Below are 11,903 nucleotides of genomic sequence, written 5' to 3' on the forward strand. Positions count from 1 at the left end.
CGGCCGGCCGCGGCCCTTCCGCTCGTGGTCGCGCCCGACCCGCAGCACCTCGTCGATGCGGGCGGGACTGAGCCGGTCCTCGACCGCGGACGACGCCGCGATCATCAGCTCCCCGTAGAGCTCGATCTCGTCGAGGGCCACGTGGTCCTCGGCCAGCGGACCGCTGTTCTCGCCGGACACGCGCACCACCTCCTCCCCCTCCCCTTCGACGCACCCGAACTCCAGAGTAGGAAGAAGCGTGCCCCCGCGCATGGCACGTCCGGACCATTTCGCGCCGCCGCTCCCGGCTACGCTCCGGCGCACTCCCTGTGGCGCGGCGATCCTCCCGGTGTAGACGTCCCCCGGCGGCGGCAGCTCGACGTCCACCGGTACGCCGAACCCGTACAGCGATGTGGTGGAGACCACCTCGGCCCCTTCGTTCCGGTGCTCCCGGCCCTCCCGGCCCGGAGCACCCACCGCCCGCGGGAAGGCGAAGCGGTGCCGGACCTTCCGCAGCCGTCCGCGCTCGTCCAAGTACGCGTCGAAGGCCACCACCCGGTTCGAGAGCCCTTCCGCCGCCGCGGCCAACTGCCCGCGCGAGCGCGGTTCCGCGGCCTTCGCCGCCGCCGCGAGGTCCACGGTGCCCCGGTAGTGCCGCACCGTCTCCCCGTGCAGCCGCTCCTCGCCGTGGAACGACGCCGACCGCACCCCGCGCAGCAGCTCGGCGGCGCTGATCGGATCGGTGGCGCCCCCCGTGACCAGGTTCCCGTCGGGGAGGGTCGCCGTGTCCACGCGCACCCACTTGCCGTCGGGCACACCCGCGCCCCGGTTCCTCATGTACAGCGCGCCCGGTGTGACCAGTTCCACGACCCGGCGGCGTTCGCTCTCACCGGTGGCCTCACCCGGCAGCACCACTCTCAGCCGCCCCCACCGCCTCCCGTAGTCGAAGACACCCGTGCCCCGGATGGTGACCCGGGTGCCGCCGTTGGTCATCTCCACCGTCGTACGCGTGCGGGAGGTGCCCGATCCGGCCAGCGTCCCGGCCGCCTTCCGGACGGCGGCCAGCGCCTCGGCGGCACTCACGTCGGCAGCGGCGGCGGCCCCCCGCCCGGAGCAGCCCGCGGCGGCCAGAACCGCCAGCACCGTTCCGGCGCAGACCGCGCCGACCGCCGCGCTCCTGTCCTTTCGCCTCCGCCGCACCACCATCGTCTGACGACCCCCAAGCACGCGTATCGGAACCCGTTCCGACTAACGAGGCCCCGGAGCCCCCGTCACGGCCGGTACCGTGGCCGTGTGCACCGGAACGACAGCCAGGGGGTGCCGCCCCAGCGGCCGGCGCCGCCCCGGGAGCATCTGATCTCGACCGTGGAGAAGGGGCCGTTCTGCAGCGCGGCCTGCAGTTGCGGGTGGCGCGGCCCGGCCCGGCGGGCCCGCGGGCGCGCCCGCGCGGATGCCGAGGCTCATCAGGAGGCGTGAGGTCCTGCCGGGGGACGGCCCTTCGCCGGGACGGACTTCCCCGGACACCCGCTCCCCGGGCGGCCTCAGGCGACCAGGTCCCGGTCGCAGGGCTGCCCCTGTCCGTCCGGCTCCCCGGTCCGCGCCACCGGCTCCGGCCGCGGCTCCGGTGACGTGCTCACCAGCCGGCCGACCCGCGGCGAGGCGGCCACCGCGCGCATCAGCGGCGTCAGCAGCGCCAGCGCCAACGGCGCCAGCAGCAGGGTCACGGCCGTGCCCAGCGCCAGACCGCCGACCACGTCGGTGGGGTAGTGCACCCCCATGTAGATGCGGCAGACCCCGGCGAACACCGCCACCAGGATGCCGGCCAGCCCCAGCCGGCGGTTGACCATGAAGATCCCCACGGCCAGCGCCATCGCCAGCGTCGCGTGATCGCTGACGAATGAGAAGTCCCTCTTCCCGTCCACCAGCACTTCCAGCCCGTCATGGGTCAGGAAGGGTCTGGGCCGCTCCACGAACTCCCGGATCGGCACGTTCACCAGCACCGCCACCCCGGCCGCCAGCGGTGCCCAGACCAACCCGGCAACCGCCGGGACCGCGTCCGGGCGGCGCCGCGCCGTCCACCAGGCCCACAGGCCCAGCATCGCCAGCGCCACGATCGTGCCGTACTCGCCGACGTACTCCATGAGGTGGTCGGCCCAGTCGGGGGCTTCCCTGGCCAATCCGTTGATGTCGTAGAGCAGCTCGACGTCGGGGTTCTCCCATTCAGCCATCGCAATGCCGCCCTTCACTCTTCGCTGCCGACCCCCGTGGTAGCGGAATGCCCGTTCCGGACAAGGAAACGCCCGGCCCCGGCCGTGCGTTCCGACCTCCACCGAACGATCACCCGGACGTTATCGGAGGGTGACCCGCACCCGGGGCCCGAGGCCCGGGGACCCGGGGGAACCCGGCCGCGCGCCGTGTCACCGGAGCACCGGCCACCCGGAGGTCACGACGCCGTGGGCCTCGTCGCCCCGAAGTAGTCGGGGGAGTCGACCGGGTCGAAGCGGATCTCCGCGCCCGTGTACGGCGCGTTGATCATATAGCCACCGCCCACGTAGATCCCCACGTGGTGGATCGACCGCGAATCGGTCAAGTCGTGCGCGAAGAAGACCAGATCGCCCGGGAGCAACTCGTTCCGCCTCGGGTGCGGTCCGGTGTTCCACTGGTCGTTGGCGACGCGCGGCAGCTTGATGCCCACGCTCGCGTACGCCGCCTTCGTCAGGCCCGAGCAGTCGAACCGCCCGCCGTCCTCCGGCGTGCCGTCCCCGCCCCACAGGTACGGCGTCCCCAGCTTCCTCTGCGCGAAGTCGATCGCCCCGGCGGCCTGTTTCGTCGGCGACAGGCGCCGGGCGGGCGCCGCGAAGCTCTTCTCCAGCTTCCGTATGACCTTCACGTAGTTCTGGGTCTCGCGGTACGGCGGCACCCCACCGTACTTCGTCACCGCGTACGGGCCCGCGTTGTAGGCGGCCAGCATGTTGTCCGTCGGATCGCCGGGCACGCCCCGGACGTTCCTCGCCAGCGTGCAGTCGTACTTCGCCGCCGACGGTATCGCGTCCGCCGGGTCCCACACGTCGCGGTCGCCGTCACCGTCGCCGTCGACCCCGTGGACCGCCCAGGTACCCGGGATGAACTGGGCGATCCCCTGCGCCGCGGCGGGGCTGCGCGCCCGCGGGTTCCAGCCGCTCTCCTGGAAGAGCTGGGCGGCCAGCAGCGCCGGGTTGAGCGCCGGGCAGTAGTTGCCCCACCTCTGCACCAGCGGCCGGTACGCCGCCGGCACCGCGTTCTCGGCCAGCGCGACCGCGCCGCCCCGCCCGCCGAACAGGTTCGACGCGGCGCTGTAGGTGCCCACCACGAGCAACGCCAGGAAGCACATGACGAGCCCGAGGCCGGTTCCGATCGCCACCCATGCCTTCCGCATCCCTCAACCCTCCCCAATCCGAAAGGAGTTCACTGCCGATTCGGCCGCAACCGTGTCAGAATCCAAGTGAAGCGCAACTTTCGACAACCCTCACCGGGGCGGTGAACACAGCATGTTTCTGGCAGCCGAACAGGGCGACATCACCACCATCATCGGCGGAATCGCCCCCGACTGGGGCCCGTTCGGGTCACTGGGCAACGAGGCCCGGGTGATGATCGAGGTCGTCATGGCCATCGCCATCCTCCTCTGCCTCGGCATCGCCATCTGGGGCGCGGCCAAGCAGCGCATCGGCGCCACGGCGCTGCGCGACACCTTCAGCGCGGAGCAGGGCAAGGGCCTGATCGTGGCGGGCCTGACCGGGGTCTTCATCATCGGGTCCCTCGGCACTCTCTTCACGATCGTCTACGGCATGGCCGTGTAGCCGCGCACCGTCCCGCTCCCGGTGCACGAGGCCCGGACCCGTCCCGTACCCCACCGGCCGGCGGTACCGCGCCCGGCCGGTGGGCGCCTGACGCCCCGTGAGAACCCTCACGTCCGCCGCGGCGGGCGGAGCGTCCCGCGGGCCCCGGGCGCCGTCCCGCCCACGGACACTCCACCGGCGGCGGAAGGCGGCCCGGCGCCGACTCCGCCGCCCCGAGGACCGCGGCCGCCCGACCGCTCACCCCACCAGGAAAAAAGAGCACCGCACCGATGCACCAGCCCGGAACCCGATCCCGCCCCGGCCGGCACCCCTCCTCCCCCGGAACACGACCGGGGGGCGCGAGGCGGCGCCACCGGGCCGGACCGTTCGGTCCGCCGCTCACGGTGCGGAAGCATTCCCGCACACACCGGTCCCACAACCGCCCCGGCGGAGTTAACGTCAAGGACAGGGCACGACGACGACCGGGCGGCACCCGGGCTACCGAGAGGGCACACGCACGATGAGCATCGGCGGCGATGGCGGGTACGAGGACGACGTCGTCGACGCGTACGACGAGCCCAGACGACAGCCCGTCCGGGTGGGCCGCAGCATGGTGACGGTGGTGGGCGTCGTCGTCCTGCTGATCGCGGCCATCGCCTTCGCCAACAGGGGCGGCGGCGACGCCCCGGCTCAGAGCGGCGGCGGGGAGACGCGCGAGGACGCCCGGCCCACCGCCCCCACCGGCGAACGCCCCGTCACCGGGCGTTCGGACGGCGCGCCCTCGGGCTTCCCCCGCACCGAGCAGGGCGCGCAGAGCGCTGCCGCCAACTACGCGGTGGCGCTGGGCGGCACGGGCATGTTCGAGACCGAGCACCGGCACATGCTCGTCGACGCCCTCTACACCCCCGAATCCGCCGCACGCGTCAAGGAACGGCAGGACAGGGCCTATTCGGAGGCATTCCTCGAACGCCTGGGACTCACACCCCAGGGCGAGGCACCCGAGGGCATGACCTTCGTCTCCCGCACCGTCCCCGTCGGCACCAGGGTGACGGAGTACGAGGGCGACGACGCCACCGTCGAGGTCTGGTACACGGGCCTGGTCGGCATGGCCGGTGAGGAGTCGACCCTCCCCGTGACCACCACCTGGAAGACCTGGACCTTCCGGCTGAGGTGGGCCGGGTCCGACTGGAGGATCGCCGAGGACTCCCAGGAGGACGGCCCCGCCCCCGTACCGGGCGACATCCGGGCCTCCACAGCCGAGGAAATCAGCAGGGCCGTCGAGGAGTACGGAGGGTTCACCTATGCCCGTTGACCGAACCGGCCGCCGCGCCCCGCGCCGCGCCCTGCCGCTCGCCGGACTCCTGGCGGGCCTGCAGGCCGCCGGGTTCTGGTCTGCCGCCCGTGCGGCGGCCGACGAGCCGACGCCCTCGCCCTCCGGCGAGGAGCCGGACGCCTGCGAGGAACTCGACGGCCCCTCCAGGGACCTGTGCGACACCGGCGAGCCCGGCGGCGGCGACTTCGACCCCCTGTCCCCCCTCGACCCCCTCTCCTCCCTCGCCCAGGGCTGCGCCGAGGCCGCCGCCTGGATCGTCGACAAGCTCTCCGAAGCGGTCTCCGCCACCGCCACCGTCGACTTCACCAACCCCGCCTTCCTGCGCCAGTACGCCGTCGTCTTCGCCGCCTCGACGATCCTCACCCTGGTGCTGTGGCTGCTGGCCGTCGCCAAGCGTGCCGTGCGCGGCATCCCCCTCACCGAGGCCCTCACCGAGGCCATCGGCTTCCTGTGGCTGACGGTCCTCGCCTCCGCCTTCACCCCCCTGATCCTCTACACCCTGGTCACCGCGACCGACGCCGTCACCGACGTGATCGCCGCGGGCACCGGGTCCGACACCGACAAGTTCTTCGGCTCCTTCTCCGAGGCCCTGAAGGAGGGCGACGACATCGGCGGCGGCCCGATCATGCTGATCGTCGTCTCCCTGGTCTCCGTCCTCGCCGCCGGCGTCCTCTGGCTCGAACTCGTCATCCGCGCCGCCCTGCTGTACGTCGGCGCCCTGCTGGGCACGGTCGTCTACGCCGGGCTCGTCGACAAGAACCTGTGGGGCCACGTACGCCGCTGGGCGGGCATCATGATCGCGGTGATCCTCGTCAAGCCGGTCATCGTCATCGTCCTCGGCCTCGCCGGGGCACTCGCCTCCGACGAGGGCCCGAACGCCTTCTCCGCGATCGTCTCCGGCCTGGCGATCATCCTGCTCGCCATCTTCGCCAGCGCCATGATCTACCGCTTCGTACCCGGCTTCGGCGACGAGATCGTCCGCCAGCGCAACGCGAGCGCCGACCCCGCCTCCCGTACGGCAGCCGCCGTCGTCTCCTCCCCCGCCGCGATGCTCCGCCAGGGCATCACCACCCACAGCGCCCGCGGCGGTGCCGAGAGCGGCAGCGGCGGCGGGCAGCCCGGCGCCGCCGCCCGGCCCGCCAACCCCGTCTCCGGCGGTGTGGCCGCCCACGCCTCGCGCGGCGACCGGGCCTCCGGGCCCGCCGCGCCGCCCCCGCCCCGCACGGGCAACGGCGGCGGCACCACCAGCAACCGCACCGGAGGTGATCGCGGATGACGACCCCGTCCCACACCGTCGCTCCGCGCCGCACGTACATGATCGGGCGCGCCCGTCCCAACGCCATCGTCGGCAGGAACCGGGAGACGGGCGAGATCGCGCTGATCGTCGCGGGCGCCTTCCTCGGCATGATGAGCGGGCTCCTCGTCCCCGTTCTGTCGCTGCGCATCGCCCTGCTGGTCGGCTTCCCGCTGATCGCCCTGGCCGCGGTGTACGTCCCCTACAACGGCCGGACGTACTACAAGTGGTTCGAGATCAAACGCAGTTACCGGCGCCTGCTGCGCCGCGGCACCACCTACCGCTCCACCGCCGCCGAGGCCGGCACCCGGCTGGACGGCACCGAGGTGGACATCCCCGCGCCCCCCGGTGTCGGCCGGGTCAACTGGCTGTCCGCGCCCTTCGGGCCCGACGAGATCGCCGTACTGCTCCACGCCGACCGCCGCACCGTCACCGCCGCCATCGAGATCGAGGGGCCGGGCGTGGGTCTGCGCGACAGCGAGGACCAGGAGGCCCTCGTCGACCGCTTCGGCACCCTCCTCAAGCACGTGGCCAACGGCGACGGCTTCGTCACCCGGATCCAGATGCTCGCCCGCACCCTCCCCGCCGACCCCGACGCCCACGCCAAGGACGTCGCACAGCGCGGCGACGAGCGGGCCTCGCCCTGGCTGCGCGACTCCTACGAGCAGCTGCTGTCGATGGTCTCCACCTCCAGCGAGCAGCACCGCGCCTACCTGGTGGCCTGCATGCACTACACCCGCGACCTGGCCGCCGAGGCCGCCGCGATCGCCAAGGCCACCCGCGCCTCCACCGGCCGCCGCCTCACCCGCGACGAGGGCCTGGCCGTCGTCATGGCCCGCGAACTCACCGACATCTGCGCCCGCCTGGCCGAGGCCGACATCCGGGTGCGGCAGCCGCTGGGCCAGTCCCGCATGGCGTCCCTGATCCACTCCATGTACGACCCGGACCACCCCATCGACCACATCCAGGCCATGAGCCGCCGCAACGCCTGGCCCGCCGAACTGGACGCCTCCGAGCCCACCCACCTGCGGGCCAAGACCCGCGAGTCCACCACCCGTGCCCCCTGGTGCCACGCCACCGCCTGGGTCAAGGAGTGGCCGATGACCCCCGTGGGCGTCAACTTCCTCGCCCCGCTGCTGGTCCACACCCCCGACGTGATCCGCACCGTCGCCGTCTGCATGGACCTGGAGCCGACCGAGATCGCCATCGAGCGCATGCTGACGGAGAAGACCAACGACGCGGCCGAGGCCAGCCGCGCCGCCAAGATGAACCGCACCGTCGACCCGCGAGACGTGGCCGCCCACAGCCGTGTGGACCAGCGCGGCGAGGACCTCGCCTCCGGTGCCGCCGGCGTCAATCTCGTCGGCTACATCACCGTCTCCTCCCGCGACCCCGACGCCCTGGCGCGCGACAAGCGCACGATCCGGGCATCGGCCGGAAAGAGCTACCTGAAGCTGGAATGGTGCGACCGGGAGCATCACCGCGCGTTCGTGAACACCCTGCCGTTCGCGACCGGCATCCGCCGCTGAGGAGGCGCAACCACCATGGCCGCGTTCGATCCGCTGACCGCCGTCACCGACGCCTTCACCAGCTTCGTCTTCGGCAAGACCGAGACCACCCGCTCTCCCGTGCGCACCTCCACGGGCCAGGCCCAGGCCGTCTACCTGCCCACCGCCGCACCCGGACTGGGCGACTCCGGAGTGATCATCGGCCGCGAGGTCTACAGCGGCAAGGGCTACATCTACGACCCCTTCCAGCTCTACGGCCAGCAGCTCCCGGCCCCCCACTGGCTGGTGCTCGGCGAGTCCGGCAACGGCAAGTCCGCGCTGGAGAAGACGTACATCCTGCGCCAGCTGCGCTTCCGCGACCGCCAGGTCGTCGTCCTGGACGCCCAGGGCGAGGACGGCGTCGGCGAGTGGAACCTGATCGCCGAGGAGATGGGCGTCACCCCCATCCGCCTGGACCCGATGGCCGCCCTCGACCGGGGCATCCGCCTCAACCCGCTGGACCCCTCCATCACCACCACCGGCCAGCTGGCCCTGCTGCGCACCATCATCGAGGTCGCCATGGGCCACGGCCTCGACGAGCGCGCCGGCTTCGCGCTGAAGGTCGCGCACTCCTACGTCAACGACACCGTCACCGGACGCCAGCCCGTCCTCACCGACATAGTCGAGCAACTGCGCCACCCGGAGCCGGAGTCGGCCGAGGCGATGAACGTCGCCCTGGAGGACGTGCGCGCCTGGGGCCTGGACGTGGCCCTCGTCCTGGACCGCCTGGTCGACGGCGATCTGCGCGGCATGTTCGACGGCCCGACGACGGTGGGCATCGACCTCGACGCGCCCCTGATCGTCTTCGACCTCTCCCACATCGACCGCAACTCCATCGCCATGCCGATCCTGATGGCCATCGTCGGCGTCTGGCTGGAGCACACCTGGATCCGCCCCGACCGCAAGAAGCGCATCTTCCTGGTCGAGGAAGCATGGCACATCATCAACAGCCCGTTCGTCGCCCAGCTCTTCCAGCGTCTGCTGAAGTTCGGCCGGCGCCTGGGCCTGTCGTTCGTCGCGGTCGTCCACCATCTGTCGGACGTCGTCGACGGAGCGGCGGCCAGGGAGGCCGCCGCCATCCTCAAGATGGCGTCCACCCGCACCATCTACGCCCAGAAGGCCGACGAGGCGCGGGCCACCGGAAAGGTGCTGGGCCTGCCGCGCTGGGCCGTGGAGATCATCCCCACCCTCACCCCCGGCATCGCCGTCTGGGACGTCAACGGCAACGTCCAGGTCGTCAAACACCTGGTCACCGAGGTCGAGCGCCCCCTGGTCTTCACCGACCGCGCGATGACGGAGTCCTCCGCTCCGGACGCACCGGACCCCGGGTCCTCCCCGCACTCCCCCCTGGAGGACACCCTGGCCGACGACCTCGACGCCGAGACCGAATCCCGGGCCGCCGCGATGGAACGGCTCGCACGCGCCGACGAGACGGTGGCCTGAGGATGGCACGGGGCCACGACAGAGCGCCCGGAGCACCCGGAACGCGGAGCGGCGGCGGAACGGGCTCCCCGCCGGAGAGGGGCATCCCGGACGGCCTGCTGCTCGGTCTCATGGGTTTCCTGCTGAGTGTCACCACCTTGTGCTGGACGGCAGCCGGACTGGCCGGTCTCCTCGCCCACGGAGCGTGGCCGCGGGGGGTCGCCTTCACCCACACCCCGGCGGCCATGCGCTCCCTCGTCTCCGAACCGGGCGACCTGGCCGCCGCCTGGCCCGGCGCACAGGCCGGTACCCTGCCGGGACCGGGCCTGTTCTGGGGGGTCCTCACCGGTCAGGCGATGGTCCTGACGGTCCTGGGGTTCTTCGCGGCCGGGACCGTGGCCCGCCGGCGCGCCCTGCGCGTGGCCCGGCAAGCCGTCCGGCGGGCGGCCCCGCACGAGGCCGCCCCGCCCGCCTCCCCGCACGGGACGACCGCGGCGCCCCTTCCCGCTGTCGCGGACCCCGCTCCCACGGACCCCGTCCCCATGTCCCAGCACGGGCCCGTGCGGCAGGTCCCCGGCGCCGTACGGGCCCGCCCCGTCCCCGAGGCGTTCTCCGGCCCGCCCGTGGGCGTGGAGTACGGCGCTCCCCACACCGTCCGGGCCGCCGACGCCCTGCGCGCCGCCCCCGGGGCGGCCCTCGTCGTGACCGCCGACCCCGCCCTGTGGGCCGGGACCGCGGGAGCCCGCGCCAAACTCGGTCCCGTCCACGTCTACGACCCGGGGCAGCTCACCGACGCCCCCGTACGGCTGCGCTGGTCGCCCCACCACGGCTGCGAGGACCGCCGTACCGCCGCCGCACGGGCCGCGGCCCTGCTCGTCCCCGTGCGCAGCCCCGCACGGGCGGACGCGGCCGTCCACGATGCCGCCGAGACGGTCCTGGGCTGCTGGCTCCACGCCGCCGCCGTGGCCAGCGAGCCGTTCCGTCAGGTCCACCGGTGGGCCGGCGCCTCGGCGGGCTCCTCCGCGGAGGCCGTCCGGATACTGCGCACGCACCCCAAGGCGGCTTCCGGCGCGGCGGGCGAGCTGGAGGCGACCCTGATCGCCCACCCCGAACGCCGGGACGCCGCCATCGGCATCGTCCGAAGCGCTCTCTCCTGCCTCTCCCAGCTCCACGTCCGCAACGCGTGTACGGCGCCGCGCACGGATTCGGCCGCCCTGGAATCCTTCGCGGCCGAACGGGGAACGCTCTATGTCGTGGGCGAAACCGTCGAGGACCCGCGCCGTGCCCCCGGCACGATGCCGCTCCTCACGGCTCTCACCGCGAGCGTGGTCGAGCACGGCCGCCGCATGGCCGCAGGGTCATCCGCCGGCCGGCTCGACCCACCACTCTCCCTGATCTTCCACAACGCCGCGGCGGTCGCCCCGATCCCCCAACTGCCCGACCTCCTGGCGAACGGCGAGCCGACGGGCATGCCGACCCTGGCACTGCTGCGCTCGGAGGCCCGGGCACACGCCTGGTGGCCCCGGCTCGGCGAAGCCGAGCCGCCGGCGCGCCCCGTACCCTGACAGCCCGGCAGGGCGAGGACACCGTGGAGATGAGTCAACTCCAGGAGACCGTGGAGCTGGTCGACACCGTGCTCGGCCCCATGGCCATCGGCGTCTACCTCCACGGCTCCTCCGTACTCGGAGGCCTCCGGCCGGCCAGTGACATCGATCTCCTCGTCCTGTCCCGGCGAACCATGAACGAACGGGAGCGGCACGCGCTTCTCGGGGGGCTGCTCGGGTTCTCCGCCTCAACGGATTCAGCGGACGAGTCCCGCCGCCCGGTCGAGCTCACCGTCGTCGTCCAGTCCGAGATCCGCCCATGGCGATTCCCGTCGACCGGCGACTTCCTGTACGGCGAGTGGCTGCGCGACACGTTCGAGACCGGCGGCATTCCCCGGCCGGAGCCGATGCCGGACCTGGCCCTGCTGCTCACGACGGTGCTGGCAGGAGACCGCCCCCTCACCGGCCCGCGGCCCGCGCGGGTCATCGACCCCGTACCGCACGGAGACCTGGTACGGGCGAGTGTCGCAGGAGTTCCCGAGTTGCTCGACGGGCTGGAGGACGACACCCGCAACGTCGTGCTGGCCCTCGCCCGTATCTGGATCACGCTCATCACCGGCGAGATCGTGTCGAAGGACACCGCCGCCGACTGGGCCCTCGCCCGGCTTCCGCCGGAGCACCGGCCCGTCCTGGAACATGCCAGGGATCTCTACCTCAAGCGTCGCTACTCCGAAGAGACCTGGGACGACGAACTGCGAGCCCGGGTACACCCGCATACGGAGAAAGTGCTCACCGAAATCCGTCGGCTCCGGCAGGAGAAAACGTGAACACAACGTGAACACAAAAAGGCCTCGGTCTCCGAGTCATAAACTCGGAGACCGAGGCCTCACAAATTGTTCGGCGGCGTCCTACTCTCCCACACGGTCCCCCATGCAGTACCATCGGCGCTGAAAGGCTTAGCTTCCGGGT

At 72.6% G+C, this 11,903-nt stretch carries 10 protein-coding genes and 1 rRNA gene; 7 read left to right on the forward strand and 4 right to left on the reverse strand.

Annotated features, from left to right (window positions below):
- The 3 genes from LJ221_RS15755 to LJ221_RS15765 form a co-directional block, all read right to left on the reverse strand.
- Positions 1-1,179 (reverse strand): hypothetical protein (locus LJ221_RS15755; protein ID WP_308314792.1); only part of this gene is annotated, 1,179 nt, incomplete at its 3' end.
- A gap of 341 nt (positions 1,180-1,520) precedes the next feature.
- Complete coding sequence (locus tag LJ221_RS15760; protein ID WP_241717368.1) at positions 1,521-2,207, reverse strand: phosphatase PAP2 family protein; 687 nt, start codon at positions 2,205-2,207, stop codon at positions 1,521-1,523.
- A 215-nt stretch (positions 2,208-2,422) separates the two neighbouring features.
- Positions 2,423-3,394, reverse strand: coding sequence for a bifunctional lytic transglycosylase/C40 family peptidase (locus tag LJ221_RS15765; protein WP_241717369.1), 972 nt, complete (start codon positions 3,392-3,394; stop codon positions 2,423-2,425).
- 112 nt (positions 3,395-3,506) lie between these two features.
- Here LJ221_RS15765 and LJ221_RS15770 point away from each other — a divergent pair, with 112 nt between their 5' ends.
- From LJ221_RS15770 to LJ221_RS15800, 7 genes are all read left to right on the forward strand, one after another.
- Complete coding sequence (locus LJ221_RS15770) at positions 3,507-3,815, forward strand: hypothetical protein (RefSeq protein WP_241717370.1); 309 nt, start codon at positions 3,507-3,509, stop codon at positions 3,813-3,815.
- A 499-nt stretch (positions 3,816-4,314) separates the two neighbouring features.
- The gene (locus tag LJ221_RS15775) at positions 4,315-5,106 is read left to right on the forward strand and encodes a hypothetical protein (protein WP_241717371.1); all 792 of its coding nucleotides are present in this window, start codon (positions 4,315-4,317) and stop codon (positions 5,104-5,106) included.
- Positions 5,096-6,403 (forward strand): hypothetical protein, encoded by a 1,308-nt coding sequence (locus LJ221_RS15780; protein ID WP_241717372.1) that lies wholly within the window; start codon positions 5,096-5,098, stop codon positions 6,401-6,403. Before LJ221_RS15775 ends, LJ221_RS15780 begins: the two co-directional genes overlap by 11 nt.
- On the forward strand, positions 6,400-7,950 hold the full coding sequence (locus LJ221_RS15785; RefSeq protein ID WP_241717373.1) for an SCO6880 family protein: 1,551 nt from the start codon (positions 6,400-6,402) through the stop codon (positions 7,948-7,950). The genes LJ221_RS15780 and LJ221_RS15785 overlap by 4 nt, the downstream gene beginning before the upstream one ends.
- A 15-nt stretch (positions 7,951-7,965) precedes the next feature.
- Positions 7,966-9,411 carry an ATP-binding protein gene (locus LJ221_RS15790; RefSeq protein ID WP_241717374.1) on the forward strand — a complete coding sequence of 482 codons (1,446 nt, stop codon included), beginning with the start codon at positions 7,966-7,968 and terminating at the stop codon, positions 9,409-9,411.
- 2 nt (positions 9,412-9,413) lie between these two features.
- The gene (locus LJ221_RS15795) at positions 9,414-10,955 is read left to right on the forward strand and encodes a type VI secretion protein (RefSeq protein WP_241717375.1); all 1,542 of its coding nucleotides are present in this window, start codon (positions 9,414-9,416) and stop codon (positions 10,953-10,955) included.
- A 29-nt stretch (positions 10,956-10,984) separates the two neighbouring features.
- A complete protein-coding gene (locus LJ221_RS15800) occupies positions 10,985-11,761 on the forward strand; it encodes an aminoglycoside adenylyltransferase family protein (RefSeq protein WP_241717376.1) in 777 nt (258 codons plus the stop codon).
- A gap of 68 nt (positions 11,762-11,829) precedes the next feature.
- Here the strand turns inward: LJ221_RS15800 and rrf are convergent.
- Positions 11,830-11,903: ribosomal RNA gene (gene rrf, locus LJ221_RS15805) — 5S ribosomal RNA — on the reverse strand; the annotation flags it as partial.

The organism is Streptomyces sp. CNQ085 (assembly GCF_022614595.1).
Lineage (GTDB): Bacteria > Actinomycetota > Actinomycetes > Streptomycetales > Streptomycetaceae > Streptomyces.